The organism is Streptomyces sp. NPDC051133 (assembly GCF_040682635.1).
Lineage (GTDB): Bacteria > Actinomycetota > Actinomycetes > Streptomycetales > Streptomycetaceae > Streptomyces.
This window is the reverse complement of the sequence record NZ_JBFBBK010000005.1, coordinates 162,935-178,252: the sequence shown is the minus strand read 5'-3', so window position 1 is coordinate 178,252 and position 15,318 is coordinate 162,935. Positions and strand designations below refer to the sequence as shown.

The 15,318-nt window shown below is 71.2% G+C and carries 13 protein-coding genes and 1 tRNA gene; 10 read left to right on the top strand and 4 right to left on the bottom strand.

Going from position 1 to position 15,318, the window contains the following annotated elements:
* The 4 genes from paaC to AB0N17_RS08400 all read left to right on the top strand — a co-directional run bounded on the left by paaC (position 1) and on the right by AB0N17_RS08400 (position 3,542).
* The gene (gene paaC / locus AB0N17_RS08415; RefSeq protein WP_366010500.1) at positions 1-702 is read left to right on the top strand and encodes a 1,2-phenylacetyl-CoA epoxidase subunit PaaC; all 702 of its coding nucleotides are present in this window, start codon (positions 1-3) and stop codon (positions 700-702) included.
* On the top strand, positions 696-1,223 hold the full coding sequence (paaD, locus tag AB0N17_RS08410) for a 1,2-phenylacetyl-CoA epoxidase subunit PaaD (RefSeq protein ID WP_366010373.1): 528 nt from the start codon (positions 696-698) through the stop codon (positions 1,221-1,223). Before paaC ends, paaD begins: the two co-directional genes overlap by 7 nt.
* A complete protein-coding gene (locus AB0N17_RS08405) occupies positions 1,223-2,287 on the top strand; it encodes a 2Fe-2S iron-sulfur cluster-binding protein (protein WP_366010372.1) in 1,065 nt (354 codons plus the stop codon). Before paaD ends, AB0N17_RS08405 begins: the two co-directional genes overlap by 1 nt.
* Positions 2,288-2,399: 112 nt before the next feature.
* Positions 2,400-3,542, top strand: coding sequence for an acyl-CoA dehydrogenase family protein (locus tag AB0N17_RS08400; RefSeq protein ID WP_366010371.1), 1,143 nt, complete (start codon positions 2,400-2,402; stop codon positions 3,540-3,542).
* A 27-nt stretch (positions 3,543-3,569) separates the two neighbouring features.
* Here AB0N17_RS08400 and AB0N17_RS08395 read toward each other — a convergent pair whose 3' ends face one another.
* The 4 genes from AB0N17_RS08395 to AB0N17_RS08380 all read right to left on the bottom strand — a co-directional run bounded on the left by AB0N17_RS08395 (position 3,570) and on the right by AB0N17_RS08380 (position 6,624).
* Positions 3,570-3,899 (bottom strand): rhodanese-like domain-containing protein, encoded by a 330-nt coding sequence (locus AB0N17_RS08395; protein WP_366010499.1) that lies wholly within the window; start codon positions 3,897-3,899, stop codon positions 3,570-3,572.
* Positions 3,900-3,948: 49 nt separating this feature from the next.
* Positions 3,949-4,755 (bottom strand): hypothetical protein, encoded by an 807-nt coding sequence (locus AB0N17_RS08390; protein ID WP_366010369.1) that lies wholly within the window; start codon positions 4,753-4,755, stop codon positions 3,949-3,951.
* A gap of 90 nt (positions 4,756-4,845) precedes the next feature.
* On the bottom strand, positions 4,846-6,279 hold the full coding sequence (locus AB0N17_RS08385) for a DUF2252 domain-containing protein (protein ID WP_366010368.1): 1,434 nt from the start codon (positions 6,277-6,279) through the stop codon (positions 4,846-4,848).
* Positions 6,280-6,540: 261 nt separating this feature from the next.
* Positions 6,541-6,624: transfer RNA gene (locus tag AB0N17_RS08380), tRNA-Leu, on the bottom strand.
* Positions 6,625-7,059: 435 nt separating this feature from the next.
* Between AB0N17_RS08380 and AB0N17_RS08375 the strand changes: the two genes are divergently transcribed.
* The 6 genes from AB0N17_RS08375 to pknB all read left to right on the top strand — a co-directional run bounded on the left by AB0N17_RS08375 (position 7,060) and on the right by pknB (position 15,307).
* A complete protein-coding gene (locus tag AB0N17_RS08375; RefSeq protein ID WP_366010367.1) occupies positions 7,060-7,929 on the top strand; it encodes a DUF3662 and FHA domain-containing protein in 870 nt (289 codons plus the stop codon).
* A 10-nt stretch (positions 7,930-7,939) separates the two neighbouring features.
* The gene (locus AB0N17_RS08370; protein WP_366010366.1) at positions 7,940-8,470 is read left to right on the top strand and encodes an FHA domain-containing protein; all 531 of its coding nucleotides are present in this window, start codon (positions 7,940-7,942) and stop codon (positions 8,468-8,470) included.
* A 129-nt stretch (positions 8,471-8,599) separates the two neighbouring features.
* Positions 8,600-10,153: a Stp1/IreP family PP2C-type Ser/Thr phosphatase gene (locus AB0N17_RS08365; RefSeq protein WP_366010498.1), complete on the top strand. Its 1,554-nt coding sequence runs from the start codon at positions 8,600-8,602 to the stop codon at positions 10,151-10,153.
* A 27-nt stretch (positions 10,154-10,180) separates the two neighbouring features.
* Positions 10,181-11,632 (top strand): FtsW/RodA/SpoVE family cell cycle protein, encoded by a 1,452-nt coding sequence (locus AB0N17_RS08360; protein ID WP_366010365.1) that lies wholly within the window; start codon positions 10,181-10,183, stop codon positions 11,630-11,632.
* On the top strand, positions 11,629-13,104 hold the full coding sequence (locus AB0N17_RS08355) for a penicillin-binding protein 2 (protein ID WP_366010364.1): 1,476 nt from the start codon (positions 11,629-11,631) through the stop codon (positions 13,102-13,104). Before AB0N17_RS08360 ends, AB0N17_RS08355 begins: the two co-directional genes overlap by 4 nt.
* A 214-nt stretch (positions 13,105-13,318) precedes the next feature.
* Complete coding sequence (gene pknB, locus AB0N17_RS08350) at positions 13,319-15,307, top strand: Stk1 family PASTA domain-containing Ser/Thr kinase (protein WP_366010363.1); 1,989 nt, start codon at positions 13,319-13,321, stop codon at positions 15,305-15,307.
* The last annotated feature ends 11 nt before the right edge of the window (positions 15,308-15,318 follow it).

Below are 15,318 nucleotides of genomic sequence, written 5' to 3'. Positions count from 1 at the left end.
GTGACCGCCGCGCTGGCCCTCGGCGACGACGCCCTGGTGCTCTCCCACCGGCTGGGGGAGTGGGCCGGGCACGCCCCGGTCCTGGAGGAGGAGGTCGCCCTCGCCAACATCGCGCTCGACCTGCTCGGCCAGGCCCGCGTGCTGCTGTCCCTGGCCGGCGACGAGGACGAGCTGGCCTACCTGCGCGAGGAGCGGGCCTTCAGCAACCTCCAGCTGGTCGAGCAGCCGAACGGCGACTTCGCCCACACCATCGCCCGCCAGCTGTACTTCTCCACCTACCAGCAGCTGCTCTACGGCGAACTGGCGTCAGGCGACGGTCCGTTCGCGCCGCTCGCCGCCAAGGCGGTGAAGGAGGTCGCCTACCACCGCGACCACGCCGAGCAGTGGACCCTGCGGCTGGGTGACGGCACGCAGACCAGTCACGAGCGGATGCAGCGGGCCTGTGACGCGCTGTGGCGGTTCACCGGCGAGCCGTTCCAGCCGGTGCGGGGCCTGGAAGCCGACTGGCCCGCCCTGGAGTCTCGCTGGCTGGAGTCCGTGCGGGACGTGCTCGGCCGGGCCGGCCTGGCCGTCCCCGAGGGCCCGCGCACCGGAGCCTGGTCGGCGGGCGCCGGCCGGCAGGGCCTGCACACCGAGCCGTTCGGGCGGATGCTCGCCGAGATGCAGCATCTGCACCGCAGCCACCCGGGGGCGTCATGGTGACCGCCACCGCCCTGGAGGAGCGGCTGCTGGAGCTGGCGGGCTCGGTGCCCGACCCCGAGCTGCCGGTCCTCACCCTCCAGGAGCTGGGCGTGGTCCGCGCGGTGCGGCTGCACGGCGCGGACACGGTCGAGGTCGACCTGACCCCTACCTACACCGGCTGCCCGGCGATCGAGGCGATGACCGTCGACATCGAGCGGGTGCTGCGCTCCCACGGCATGCGCGAGGTCACCGTGCGCACCGTGCTCGCCCCGGCCTGGTCGACCGACGACATCAGCGCCGAAGGACGCCGCAAACTGGGGGAGTTCGGCATCGCTCCCCCGCGCGTACGCCGTGACACCGGCCCGGTGCCGCTGAGCCTCGGCCCGACGCGCACGGCCTCGGCGGACGCGGAGCCGGTCCACTGCCCGCACTGCGGTTCGGCCGACACCGAGCTGCTGAGCAGGTTCTCCTCCACCGCGTGCAAGGCGCTGCGCCGCTGCCTGTCCTGCCGTGAACCGTTCGACCACTTCAAGGAGTTGTGATGGCGCGCTTCCACCCGCTCCCGGTGGCCGCGGTCGACCGGCTCACCGACGACTCGGTCGCCCTCACCCTCACCGTCCCGCCGGAGCTGCGCGCGGAGTACCGGCACGCCCCCGGCCAGCATCTCGCCCTGCGCCGCCGGGCCGACGGTACGGAGATCCGGCGCACCTACTCGATCTGCTCCCCTGCCCCGGACCCGGACGGTGAGGGCCCCGGCAGCCTGCGGGTGGGCGTGCGGCTGGTCGAGGGCGGCGCCTTCTCCACCTATGCGCTGAAGGAGATCGTCGTCGGCGACGAGCTGGAGGTGATGACCCCGGCCGGACGCTTCACCCTGGAACCGGCACCGGGGGTGTACGCGGCCGTCGTCGGCGGCAGCGGCATCACACCGGTGCTGTCGATCGTCTCCACCCTGCTGGCACGCGAGCCGGGAGCCCGGTTCTGCCTGATACGCAGTGACCGCACGGCCGCCTCGACGATGTTCCTGGAGGAGGTCGCCGACCTCAAGGACCGTTACCCGGAGCGGCTGCAGCTGGTCACCGTGCTCTCCCGGGAGGAGCAGCAGGCGGGCCTGCCGTCCGGCCGGCTCGACCGGGAGCGGCTCGAAGGGCTGCTGCCGGCGCTGCTGCCGGTGGAGCGGGTCGCGGGCTGGTTCCTGTGCGGGCCGTACGGACTGGTCGAGGGTGCCGAGAAGGCGCTGCGTGAGCTGGGTGTGGAGCGGACCCGGATCCACCAGGAGATCTTCCACGTGGACGGGGGACCGGCCCCGGTGGCCGCCTCCCCGGCGCCCGCGCACAGCACGGTCACCGCCCGGCTCGACGGACGCGGCGGCACCTGGCCGGTCCAGGACGGCGAGTCCCTGCTGGAGACGGTCCTGCGCAACCGGCCCGACGCGCCCTACGCCTGCAAGGGCGGGGTGTGCGGCACCTGCCGCGCCTTCCTGGTCTCCGGACAGGTGCGGATGGACCGCAACTTCGCGCTGGAGGCGGAGGAGACGGAGGCCGGGTATGTGCTGGCCTGCCAGTCACATCCCGTGACGGAGAAGGTGGAGCTGGACTTCGACCGCTGACGCGCGCACCGTCGGCCGCTGACACGCGCACCGTCCGCGGCGTTCCCTTCTCCTAGAACCTGTTCTATCTTGACGGCCCGTCAGATGACCGCACCGTCGGAAGGGACAGGCCGTGGACTTCACCTTCACCGAGGAGCAGCGGGCGGCAGCCGAGGCGGCGCGCGGGGTGTTCGCCGGCGTCCTGCCGGACGCGGTGCCCAGCCCGGCGCTGACCACCGGCCCGGTGGCCGAGGGCTTCGACCGGCAGCTGTGGTCCCGGCTCGCCGAGGCGGACCTGCTGAGCCTGCTGGTCGACGAGGCGCACGGCGGCTCCGGCCTGGACGCGATCGCCCTGTGCCTGGTGCTGCGCGAGTCCGCCGCGGTGCTCGCCCGGGTGCCGCTGCTGGAACACAGCGCGGCGGCAGCGGCCGTACAGGCGTACGGCGGCGCTGAGTTGGCGGACCGTCTCCTCACCCGGGCCGGCCGTGGAGAGCTCGTGCTGACCGTCGCGGCGAGCGGGCGCACCGGCCATGATCCGGCCGAACTGGCCGTCACCGCACGGCGCGAGGGCCCGGCGTGGGTGCTGGACGGCGTGCAGACGGCGGTGCCGTGGGCGTACGACGCGGACCTGGTCGTCGTACCGGCGCACGTCGAAGGATCGGCCGCCGACCGGACCGTGCTCGCGCTGGTGCCGTGCGAGGGGGCCGGGGTGAGCCTCGCCGAGCAGGTGTCCACCAGCGGGGAGCGGCTGGCCGAGCTGCGGCTGGCGTCGGCACGGATCGACGCCGGCGAGGTCGTCGAGGCCGACGGCGCCTGGGAGTGGCTGCACGCGCTGCTCGCGACCGGCACCTGCGCCCTGGCGCTCGGGCTGGGCGAGCGCGTGCTGAGGATGACCGCCGACTACACCGGCAAGCGGGAGCAGTTCGGGCATCCGATCGCGACGTTCCAGGCGGTGGCCGTGCAGGCCGCGGACCGGTACATCGATCTGCGGGCCATGGAGGCCACCCTGTGGCAGGCCGCGTGGCGGATCGCCTCCGGCGCCCCAGGAGCACTGCCCGCCGCCGGAGACGTGGCGGTGGCGAAGATCTGGGCGGCGGAGGGCGTACGGCGGGTGGTGCAGACGGCACAGCATCTGCACGGCGGGTTCGGCGCGGACACCGATTACCCGCTGCACCGGTATCACGCCTGGGCCAAGCACCTGGAGCTGGCGCTCGGCCCGGCGGCGGCGTACGAGGAGCGGCTCGGCGATCTGCTGGCGGCCCATCCACTGGGCTGACCGGCCCGACAGCCCGACCGGGCCGGACTACAGCACGAAGCCGGGCTTGCCGTCGTCCGTGACCACCGGGCGGCCCGCGTCCTGCCAGATCTGCATGCCGCCGTCGACGTTCACGGCGTCGATACCCTGCTGGACCAGATACATGGTGACCTGGGCCGAGCGTCCGCCGGAGCGGCAGATCACATGGACGCGTCCGTCCTGCGGGGCGGCCGCGGTCAGCTCCCCGTAGCGGGCGACGAACTCACTGATGGGGATGTGCAGCGCCCCCTCGGCGTGGCCCGCCTGCCACTCGTCGTCCTCGCGGACGCCCAGCAGGAAGTCGCCGTCCTTGAGGTCCGTGATCCCGACCGTGGGCACACCAGCTCCGAAATTCATGTCCCCGACGCTACCCGAAGCGGGCGGTGGCTCAGCCCTGCGCCAGCAGGGCCGCCAGTTCCGCCTCCCGCTGGGCGATGTCGGAGCGCAGCCTGCCGGCGATCTCGTCGAGCAGCCCGTCGGGGTCGTCCGGGGCGAGGCGGAGCATGCCGGCGATCGCCCCCTCCTCCAGTTCCCGGGCGACGAGGGTGAGCAGCTCCTTGCGCTGGGCGAGCCACTCGAGGCGGGCGTACAGCTCCTCGGCGGGGCTCGGGCGCCGCTCGGGCGGCACCGGACCGGCCGCCCACTCCTCGGCCAGCTCCTTCAGCAGGGTCTCGTCGCCGCGGGCGTAGGCGCCGTTCACACGGCTGATGAACTCCTCGCGCCGCTGCCGCTCCTGTTCCTCCTGGGCGAGGTCCGGGTGGGCCTTGCGGGCCAGCTCCCGGTAGAGCTTGCGGGCCTCCTCGCTGGGGCGCACCCGCTGCGGCGGCCGTACGGCCTGGTCGGTGAGCATGGCGGCGGCCTCCGGGAACAGGCCGTGGCCGTCCATCCAGCCGTGCAGCAGCTCCTCCACACCGGGGATCGGCAGGACGCGCGCGCGGGCCTCCTCGGCACGGCGGACGTCCTCCGGGTCACCGGTGCGGGCGGCCTTCGCCTCGGCGATCTCCGCGTCCAGCTCCTCGATGCGGAGGTAGAGCGGGCCGAGTTTCTGTTCGTGCAGCCGGGAGAAGTTCTCGACCTCGACGCGGAAGGTCTCCACGGCGATCTCGTACTCGATCAACGCCTGCTCGGCAGCCCGTACGGCCTGCTCGAGGCGCTCCTCGGGCCGCGGTGCCTGTTCGGCTTCCGGGGTGGTCACCCGACCAGGGTAGGCGGTGCGGCCCCCAGGGGGTCACAGCGCGGTCCCCTGGCAACCGTCAACGGCCCGGCGCCCCCGGCCCGCCGCCCCTCACACCCCCAGCTCGGCCGCGATCCGCCCGGCCCGTATCCCCGCCACCAGCCCGGCGTGATCCGCCTCCGTTCGGTCGGCATACGCGACGGCGAATTCCGCGATCGCCTCGTCCAGCTCCTCGTTCTTGCCGCAGTACCCGGCTATCAGCCGCGGGTCGGCGCTGTGGGAGTGGGCGCGGGCCAGCAGGGCGCCGGTCATGCGGCCGTAGTCGTCGACCTGGTCGGCGGCGAGGGCGGCCGGGTCGACGCTGCCCTTGCGGTTGCGGAACTGGCGCACCTGGTAGGGCCGCCCGTCGACCGTGGTCCAGCCCAGCAGGATGTCGCTGACCACCTGCATCCGCTTCTGCCCGAGGACCACCCTGCGCCCCTCGTGCTCGACCGGCGGCGCCTCGAAACCGGCCGTCGCCAGGTGCGGCACCAGCGCCGAGGGACGGGCCTCCTTCACCTGCAGGACCAGCGGCTGCTCCCGGTGGTCGAGGAGGAGCACGACGTAGGACCGGGTGCCGACGCTGCCGGTGCCGACGACCCGGAAGGCCACGTCGTGCACGGCGTGCCGGGCGAGCAGCGGGTGCCGGTCCTCACCGAGGGTCCGCACGTACTCCTCCAGAGAGACGGCGACCGCCGCGGCCTCGGCGTCCGGGATCCTGCGCAGCACGGGCGGGGCGTCGACGAAGCGGCGCCCGCCGTCCTCCACCGCCTCGGTCGACTTCGCCGCGAACCGGCCGCTGGTGTTGGCCCGCGCCTTCTCCGAGACCCGCTGCAGCGTGCCGAGCAGGTCGTGGGCGTCGGTGTGGGAGACCAGTTCCTCGTCCGCGATGGCGTTCCACGCGTCCAGCACCGGCACCTTGGCCAGCAGGCGCATGGTGCGCCGGTAGGCGCCGACCGCGTCCTGCGCGGCGGCCCGGCAGGTGTCCTCGTCGGCACCGGCCTCCCGCCCGGCGAGGACCAGCGAGGCGGCGAGCCGCTTGAGGTCCCATTCCCAGGGGCCGTGCACGGTCTCGTCGAAGTCGTTGAGGTCGATGACGAGGCCGCCGCGGGCGTCGCCGTACAGACCGAAGTTGGCCGCGTGCGCGTCGCCGCACAGCTGGGTGCCGATCCTGGTCATGGGGGTGCGGGCCAGGTCGTACGCCATGAGGCCGGCCGAGCCGCGCAGGAAGGCGAAGGGGGTGGCCGCCATGCGGCCGACGCGGATCGGGGTCAGCTCGGGGATGCGGCCGGCGTTGGACTCGGTCACCGCGCTCACCGCGTCGGGGCGGGAGTCGTCCAGGTCGAGCGCGCGGTGCGCGGTGCGCGGCACGGCCGCCCGCAGCGCCTTGCCCTCCTCCTTCGGGGAGCCCTGCCGGGGCCAGGCGGCGAAGCCCCGCACCCGGGGCAGCCGGCGCCCCGTCGCACCCCCCGCCGCCCCCGTCGCTTCCCCACCGGCCTCGGTCATCACGACCGCCTCCCCCGTACCCCTGCCCGCACATGCCTGCGCGAACAGCGCGCCGAACATCAACTCGTGCAGACCGTACAGCCGGTGAAGCGGACGTGGCAGACCCTGTGGACAACCCGTCACCTGTGGAAAATCCCCGGCGCGCAGAACGGCCGGCCAGGCCCTCTCGGCATCTGAGACCTGCCTGAGACCTTCCTCACAAAAACGACATGCCAAAACGACTACGGGCCCACCGTTTTCACGATGGGCCCGTAGCCTCTGTGCGCGAGGGGGGAGTTGAACCCCCACGCCCTTGCGGGCACTGGAACCTGAATCCAGCGCGTCTGCCTATTCCGCCACCCGCGCATTGGGTGTGTCTTCCGGTCCTTCCCTTGCGGGGCGGCCCCTTCCGACACCCAGAACATTAGCACGTCGTACGGGGTGGGTTCACATCCCTTCCCGCCCGCCCGGCTCGCATCCCCGGTGCCCGGGCACGTATCAAGGAGTGCCGGTTCACGTATCAACCTCGTACCGGTCCCGGCCGTCTGCCCAGGAGGCGGGCCGGGTCCACAGCCGGGTGCGGGACACTGGTCTTCGCCCGCCTCTACGATCCATGGCAGCAAGAGTGCGCAGCAGGAGCCGCGCAGCAGCAGTGCCCGCCAGGAGTTCGAAGGGGAGCCGCTGGGGGAACCGGCTGATTGCCGGGCGCGTAGATACGATCGGTGAGCAGTACCGGAAGTACCGGGCAAGACAGCGGCACACAGCAGGTCAAGGCAACGGCAAGGACGGAGGAGGTGCCCCATGGGAGTCCTGAAGAAGTTCGAGCAGCGTCTCGAAGGTCTGGTGAACGGCACCTTCGCCAAGGTGTTCAAGTCCGAGGTCCAGCCCGTGGAGATCGCCGGTGCGCTCCAGCGGGAGTGCGACAACAACGCCACCATCTGGAACCGGGACCGGACGGTCGTCCCCAATGACTTCATCGTGGAGCTGAGCGCGCCGGACCACGAGCGCCTCAGCCCCTACTCCGGGCAGCTCGGCGACGAGCTGGCCGGCATGGTGCGCGACTACGCCAAGCAGCAGCGCTACACCTTCATGGGCCCGATCAAGGTCAACCTGGAGAAGGCGGACGACCTCGACACGGGTCTGTACCGGGTGCGCTCGCGCACCCTCGCCTCCTCCAGCAGCCAGCAGGGCGGCGCACCCGCCGCCCCGGCCGCGGCCCCCGGCCGCCCCGGGGCGGGCGCCCAGAGCGGCTACGGCTACCCGCCGGCCGCTCCGCCCGCCGGCGCGCCCCCGATGCCGTCCGCGCCGCCACCCGGCGCCCGCCCCGGCGGCTACGGCTACCCGCAGCCCGCCACCCAGCGACCCGCGGCCGCCCCGATGAGCGGCGCCCGCACCCGCTACTGGATCGAGATCAACGGCACCCGCCACCAGATCTCCCGCCCGACTCTGGTGCTGGGCCGCAGCACCGAAGCCGACGTGCGGATCGACGACCCCGGCGTCTCCCGCCGGCACTGTGAGATCCGGACCGGAACGCCCTCGACGATCCAGGATCTCGGGTCCACCAACGGCATCGTGGTGGACGGGCAGCACACCACCCGCGCTACGCTCCGCGACGGCTCGCGGATCGTCGTGGGCAGCACCACCATCATTTACCGGCAAGCCGAAGGGTGAAGCGGGGGCAATGTCAGAGCTGACCCTCACGGTCATGCGGCTGGGTTTCCTGGCCGTACTGTGGCTGTTCGTGATCGTGGCCGTGCAGGTCATCCGGAGCGACCTGTTCGGTACGCGCGTCACACAGCGCGGATCGCGTAGGGAGGCCGCCCGCCCGCAGCAAGCGGGCCGGCAGCAGGCGCCCCGCCAGCAGGCCGCGCCCCCGCCCCAGCGCGCACAGCAGAGCGGCGGCAGGCGCGGGCGCAACGCCCCCACCAAGCTGGTCGTGACCGAAGGCACACTGACCGGAACCACGGTCGCGCTGCAGGGCCAGACGATCAGCCTGGGCCGGGCCCACGACTCCACGATCGTGCTGGACGACGACTACGCCTCCAGCCGGCATGCCAGGATCTACCCGGACCAGGGCGGGCAGTGGATCGTCGAGGACCTCGGCTCCACCAACGGCACCTACCTGGACCGGTCCCGGCTGACGACACCCACGCCGATCCCGCTGGGCGCGCCGATCCGCATCGGCAAGACCGTCATCGAGCTGCGGAAGTAGTACGACAATGAGCGAGCGGAGCGAGCACGCAGCGGCAGGCCGCCACCCGGTCTCCGGCGCGCTCCCGACCGGAGGGTGGGCAGTGTGGCTCGACACGACCGGCTGCAGGAGCCGACGGGCGAGGTGCGCATGAGTCTGTCACTGCGCTTCGCCGCCGGATCGCACGAAGGCATGATCCGCGGACACAACGAGGACTCCGGTTACGCCGGTCCCCGGCTGCTCGCGATCGCCGACGGCATGGGCGGACAGGCGGCCGGTGAGGTCGCCTCCTCCGAGGTGATCTCCACCCTGGTCACCCTCGACGACGACGTGCCCGGCTCCGACATCCTCACCTCGCTCGGCACGGCCGTGCAGCGCGCCAACGACCAGCTGCGCGCCATGGTCGCGGAGGACCCCCAGCTGGAGGGCATGGGGACGACCCTCACCGCCCTGCTCTGGACCGGCCAGCGGCTCGGCCTCGTCCACGTCGGCGACTCCCGCGCCTATCTGCTGCGTGACGGCGTCCTCACCCAGATCACCCAGGACCACACCTGGGTGCAGCGGCTCGTCGACGAGGGCCGGATCACCGAGGAAGAGGCCACCACCCACCCGCAGCGCTCCCTGCTCATGCGGGCACTGGGCAGCGGCGACCACGTCGAGCCCGACCTGTCCGTCCGCGAGGTCCGCGCCGGCGACCGCTACCTGATCTGCTCCGACGGCCTGTCCGGCGTCGTCTCCCACCAGACGATGGAGGAGACCCTCGCCAGCTACCAGGGCCCGCAGGAGACCGTGCAGGAGCTGATCCAGCTCGCGCTGCGCGGCGGCGGCCCCGACAACATCACCGTGATCGTCGCCGACGTCCTGGACCTGGACACGGGCGACACCCTCGCCGGACAGCTGTCCGACCAGCCGGTGATCGTCGGCGCGGTCGCCGAGAACCAGCACCACCTGCACGACAACGGCATCATGCAGACCCCCGCCGGCCGCGCCGCCCACCTCGGCCGCCAGGGCCAGGGGCACGGCGGCGGCGAGTTCGGCCCGCCCGGCTCCGGCGACACCACCGGCTACGTCCCGGCCGGCGGCTTCGGCGACTACGCCGACGACGACTTCACCAAGCAGCGGTCCCGGCGCCCCTGGCTGAAGAGATCCCTCTACGGCGCCCTCGCCCTCGCCGTCGTCGGCGGCGGGCTGTACGGCGGCTACCGCTGGACGCAGACGCAGTACTACGTCGGCGCCCAGGGCGAACACGTCGCGCTCTACCGCGGCATCAGCCAGGACCTGGCCTGGGTGTCGCTGTCCAAGGTGGAGAAGGACCACCCCGAGATCGAACTGAAGTACCTGCCTCCGTACCAGCAGAAGCAGGTCAAGAACACGATCGCGGCAGGCGGCCTGCAGCAGGCCCAGACGAAGATCGACGCGCTGGCCGTGCAGGCGTCCGCCTGCAGGAAGCAGGCGGAGCGCGCGGCCGCCGAGAGCGGGAAGACCCCCAAGACGGGCCAGGGCAAGACCACGGGCACCACGGGAACCACCCGTACCGCCTTCACGTCCAAGGCATCACCGACGCCGAACCCGTCGTCGTCGGCGCCGACGGCACCGTCGTCGAAGTCCCCCTCGAAGTCCCCGTCCGCGACCGCCACCCCCAACCCCGGCCCGAGCCTCTCCGAGGATGAGCAGAAGGTCGTCGATCAGTGCGGCAAGCAGTAAGCCAGCCGTGAGAGGCCCTGTCACACCATGAGCAGTACGACAAACCCGCCGACGCACCACACGTCCACCATCGGCGCGATCGGCGCACCCAGCCGCCGCAACACCGAGCTGGCCCTGCTGATCTTCGCCGTGGCCGTCCCGGTGTTCGCCTACGCCAACGTGGGCCTGGCCATCAACGGCAGCGTGCCCGCCGGACTTCTGGAGTACGGCCTCGGCCTCGGCCTGCTGGCGGGCGTCGCCCACCTCGCCGTACGGAAGTTCGCGCCGTACGCCGACCCGCTGCTGCTGCCGCTGGCCACGCTGCTCAACGGACTCGGACTCGTCGTCATCTGGCGGCTGGACCAGTCCAAGCTGCTGCAGTCGCTGCCCCACTTCGCCCCGGCCGCGCCCCGCCAGCTGCTGTACACCGCGCTGGCCATCGCCGTGTTCGCCGTGGTGCTGATCTTCCTGAAGGACCACCGCGTCCTGCAGCGTTACACCTACATCTCGATGTTCGGCGCGCTGGTCCTGCTGATCCTGCCGCTGGTGCCGGGCCTCGGCGCCAACATCTACGGCGCGAAGATCTGGATCCGCATCCCCGGTCTGGGCTCGCTCCAGCCCGGTGAGTTCGCGAAGATCGTCCTCGCGATCTTCTTCGCCGGCTACCTGATGGTCAAGCGCGACGCCCTGGCCCTCGCCAGCCGCCGCTTCATGGGCCTCTACCTGCCGCGCGGCCGCGACCTCGGCCCCATCCTGGTCGTCTGGGCGATCTCGATCCTCATCCTGGTCTTCGAGACCGACCTCGGTACCTCGCTGCTGTTCTTCGGCATGTTCGTGATCATGCTGTACGTCGCCACCGAGCGGACCAGCTGGATCGTCTTCGGTCTGCTGATGTCCGCGGTGGGCGCGGTCGGTGTGGCGAGCTTCGAGCCGCACATCCAGACCCGTGTCCAGGCCTGGCTCAACCCGATGCGCGAATACCAGCTCAGCCGCCAGGTCACGCACGACGGCATCCTCCACTCCGACCAGCTCCAGCAGTCCCTGTGGGCGTTCGGATCCGGCGGCACCCTCGGCACCGGCTGGGGCCAGGGCCACTCGGACCTGATCAAGTTCGCCGCGAACTCCGACTTCGTCCTTGCGACCTTCGGCGAGGAGCTCGGACTCGCGGGCATCATGGCGATCCTGCTGATCTACGGCCTGATCGTGGAGCGCGGCGTGCGCACCGCCCTCGCCGCCCGCGACCCGTTCGGCAAGCTGCTCGCCGTCGGCCTGTCCGGCGCCTTCGCGCTGCAGGTGTTCGTCGTGGCCGGCGGTGTCATGGGCCTCATCCCGCTGACCGGTATGACCATGCCGTTCCTGGCCTCCGGCGGTTCCTCCGTGCTGGCCAACTGGGCGCTGATCGCCATCCTGATCCGCATCAGCGACACCGCCCGCCGCCCGGCGCCCACCCCCGCGACCAACCCCGACGCCGAGATGACCCAGGTGGTCCGCCCGTCATGAACAAGCCCCTGCGCCGGATCGCGATCTTCTGCGGCCTGCTGGTCCTCGCTCTGCTGATCCGCGACAACTACCTCCAGTACCTCAAGGCCGACCAGCTGGCCGGCGAGAAGGACAACCGCCGGGTCGCCATCGAGCGCTATGCCCACCCGCGCGGCGACATCATCGTGGACGGCAACCCGATAACCGGGTCCGCCGATTCCAAGAGCGGTGACTTCAAGTACAAGCGCACGTACAAGAACGGGCCCATGTGGGCCCCCGTCACCGGGTACTCCTCGCAGGCCTTCGACGCCAGCCAGCTGGAGAAGATCAACGACGGCATCCTCACCGGCAACGACGACCGGCTCTTCTTCCGCAACACCCTCGACATGATCACGGGCAAGCCGAAGCAGGGCGGCAACGTGGTCACCACGCTGAACGCGGCCGCGCAGAAGGCGGCGTACAGCGGCCTGAAGTCCCAGGGCGGCAAGGGCGCGGTCGTCGCCCTCGACCCGTCCACCGGCAAGATCCTGGCCCTGGCCTCCTACCCGTCGTACGACCCCTCGTCCTTCGCGGGCAACACGAACGCCGACGCAAAGGCCTGGAACGGTCTCCAGAAGAAGAACAACCCGGCCGACCCGATGCTGAACCGGGCGCTGCGCGAGACCTACCCGCCGGGCTCCACCTTCAAGGTGGTCACCGCCGCCGCGGCGCTGGAGAACGGCCTGTACTCGTCGGCCGACCAGGCCACCGACTCCCCGCAGCCCTACACCCTGCCGGGCACCTCGACCGAGCTGAAGAACGAGGGCAGCATCCAGTGCAAGAACGTGTCCCTGGAGGAGGCGCTGCGCATCTCCTGCAACACGGTCTTCGGTCACATCGGTGCCCAGCTCGGCAAGGACAAGATGCTGAGCGAGGCTGAGAAGTTCGGCTTCAACTCGGAGCAGTTCACGCCCGTGCGGTCGAACGCCTCCGTCTTCCCCAAGGACATGGACCGCGCGCAGACGGCGCTCAGCTCGATCGGCCAGTTCGACACCGCCGCGACCCCGCTGCAGATGGCCATGGTCGCCTCGGCCGTCGCCAACGACGGCAAGCTGATGAAGCCGTACATGGTCGACACGCTGCAGTCCTCCAACGTCGACCCGGTCGAGAAGACCAAGCCGAAGGAGATGAGCCGGCCGCTGTCCCCGGCCAACGCGCAGGTGCTCCAGCAGATGATGAAGACGGTCGTCGAGAAGGGCACCGGCACGAGGGCGCAGATCCCCGGCGTCACCGTCGGCGGCAAGACCGGTACCGCGCAGCACGGTGTGGCGAACAGCGCCAACCCCTACGCGTGGTTCATCTCCTACGCCAAGCTTCCCGACGGCAGCTCGCCGGTCGCGGTCGCCGTCGTGATCGAGGACGAGGGCGCCAACCGCGACGACATCTCCGGCGGCGGCCTGGCCGCGCCGATCGCGAAGAACGTGATGGAGGCGGTCATCAAGTCCAAGACGTGAGTCGGCCGGCCGCGGACGTGAGACCACCGGTTCACCCGACGTGAACCCTCTCACATCCCCTTCACATCGATGCACGTTGCGATACCGGTCCTGTATCGGGTTCCGGGCTTGGCCAGGTCATACAAAGCGAGCCGGGTACCGTAGGCCCGGACGGCAGCCTCGGACGCACATCGACGTGACGGCCGAGACCGACGGAGAGGGCTGGTAGGTAGCTATGGAAGAGCCGCGTCGCCTCGGCGGCCGGTACGAGCTGGGCCAGGTGCTCGGCCGTGGTGGCATGGCGGAGGTCTACCTCGCGCATGACACCCGGCTCGGCCGCACCGTGGCGGTGAAGACGCTGCGCGCGGACCTCGCGCGTGACCCGTCCTTCCAGGCCCGCTTCCGCCGGGAGGCCCAGTCGGCCGCCTCGCTCAACCATCCCGCGATCGTCGCGGTCTACGACACGGGCGAGGACTACATCGACGGGGTCTCGATCCCGTACATCGTCATGGAGTACGTCGACGGCTCCACGCTCCGTGAGCTGCTGCACTCCGGCCGCAAGCTGCTGCCGGAGCGCGCGATGGAGATGACCGTCGGCATCCTCCAGGGCCTGGAGTACGCCCACCGCAGCGGCATCGTCCACCGCGACATCAAGCCGGCCAACGTCATGCTGACGCGCAACGGCCAGGTCAAGGTCATGGACTTCGGCATCGCCCGCGCGATGGGCGACTCCGGCATGACGATGACGCAGACGGCCGCGGTCATCGGCACCGCCCAGTACCTCTCCCCGGAGCAGGCCAAGGGCGAGCAGGTCGACGCGCGCTCGGACCTCTACTCCACCGGCTGCCTGCTGTACGAGCTGCTGACCGTCCGACCGCCCTTCGTGGGCGACTCCCCGGTCGCGGTGGCCTACCAGCACGTCCGCGAGGAACCCCAGGCCCCGTCGGTCTTCGACCCCGAGATCACGCCCGAGATGGACGCGATCGTCCTCAAGGCGCTGGTCAAGGACCCGAACTACCGCTACCAGTCGGCCGACGAGATGCGCGCCGACATCGAGGCGTGCCTGGACGGCCAGCCGGTCGGCGCCACGGCCGCGCTGGGCGCCGTCGGCTACGGCGGCTACCCGGACGACCAGCCGACGACGGCCCTGCGCTCGGACGCCGGGCCCGCGGGAGCGACCTCCATGCTCCCGCCGATGAACCCGGACGACGGCGGCTACGGCTACGACGACCGCCCCGACCGCCGCCGCCAGCAGAAGAAGTCCAACACCTCCACGATCCTCCTGGTGGTCGCGGGCGTCCTGGTCCTGATCGGCGCGATCCTGATCGGCAAGTACGCGTTCAGCGGGCACAACACCGGCGACGGCAAGGTGGAGGTGCCGAACTTCGTCAGCCAGTCGGAGAAGTCGGCACGGAGCACGGCCAACAACGTCGACCTGAAGATCTCGGTCACCAGGAAACGCTGCGCCGACCAGGCCAAGGGCAACGTCTGCGACCAGGACCCGCAGCCCAAGACGGAAGTGAAGAAGGGCACGACGATCAACCTGACGGTGTCGACGGGGGCGCCGAAGGTCGCGGTGCCGGACGTCCGCGGCATCCAGTTCGACGATGCGGAAGCCCAGCTGAAGGCCAAGGGCTTCAACGTGGAGAAGAAGACCCAGGTCTCGGCCCAGACGCCCGGCGTCGTCATCTCTCAGAACCCTGACGGCGGCGAGAGGGAGAAGGGCTCCACGATCACCCTCACCGTCGCCAAGGCCGAGGAGAAGGTCACCATCCCCGACGACCTCGTCGGCAAGTCCTGCGACGACGCCAAGGCCGAGCTGCAGCAGGCGGGCCTGGCCCCGACCTGCAACGACACCCCGACCAACGACCAGAACCAGGACGGCAAGGTCACCGCGGTCAACCCGCAGCCGGGCCAGCAGGTGTCGAAGAACACCCCCGTCGCGCTCAGCGTCGGCAAGTTCCAGCAACAGCAGCAGGTCCCGGTCCCGAACATCCAGGGCCAGAAGCTCAAGGACGCCAAGCAGATGCTGCAGCAGGCGGGCCTGCAGGTCGGCAACATCCAGGGCTCGCAGGACGACAACGCGATCGTCTTCTCCTCCGACCCCACCCAGGGAACGCCGGTCCAGCAGGGCTCCTCGGTCAACCTGATCACCGTCGGCGGTGGCCAGGGCGGCAACGGGAACAACGGAGGCCCCAACCTCTTCGGCGGGGTGAACGGCTGACACCCCGCACC

What these genes read in the sequence shown, in the direction of transcription:
- AB0N17_RS08365 (WP_366010498.1), top strand. Translation starts at nt 8,600, where the DNA reads ATGAGTCTGTCACTGCGCTTCGCCGCCGGATCGCACGAAGGCATGATC.
- AB0N17_RS08360 (WP_366010365.1), top strand. Translation starts at nt 10,181, where the DNA reads ATGAGCAGTACGACAAACCCGCCGACGCACCACACGTCCACCATCGGC.
- paaD (WP_366010373.1), top strand. Translation starts at nt 696, where the DNA reads ATGGTGACCGCCACCGCCCTGGAGGAGCGGCTGCTGGAGCTGGCGGGC.
- AB0N17_RS08355 (WP_366010364.1), top strand. Translation starts at nt 11,629, where the DNA reads ATGAACAAGCCCCTGCGCCGGATCGCGATCTTCTGCGGCCTGCTGGTC.
- pknB (WP_366010363.1), top strand. Translation starts at nt 13,319, where the DNA reads ATGGAAGAGCCGCGTCGCCTCGGCGGCCGGTACGAGCTGGGCCAGGTG.
- AB0N17_RS08405 (WP_366010372.1), top strand. Translation starts at nt 1,223, where the DNA reads ATGGCGCGCTTCCACCCGCTCCCGGTGGCCGCGGTCGACCGGCTCACC.
- AB0N17_RS08375 (WP_366010367.1), top strand. Translation starts at nt 7,060, where the DNA reads ATGGGAGTCCTGAAGAAGTTCGAGCAGCGTCTCGAAGGTCTGGTGAAC.
- AB0N17_RS08370 (WP_366010366.1), top strand. Translation starts at nt 7,940, where the DNA reads ATGTCAGAGCTGACCCTCACGGTCATGCGGCTGGGTTTCCTGGCCGTA.
- AB0N17_RS08385 (WP_366010368.1), bottom strand. Translation starts at nt 6,279, where the DNA reads ATGACCGAGGCCGGTGGGGAAGCGACGGGGGCGGCGGGGGGTGCGACG.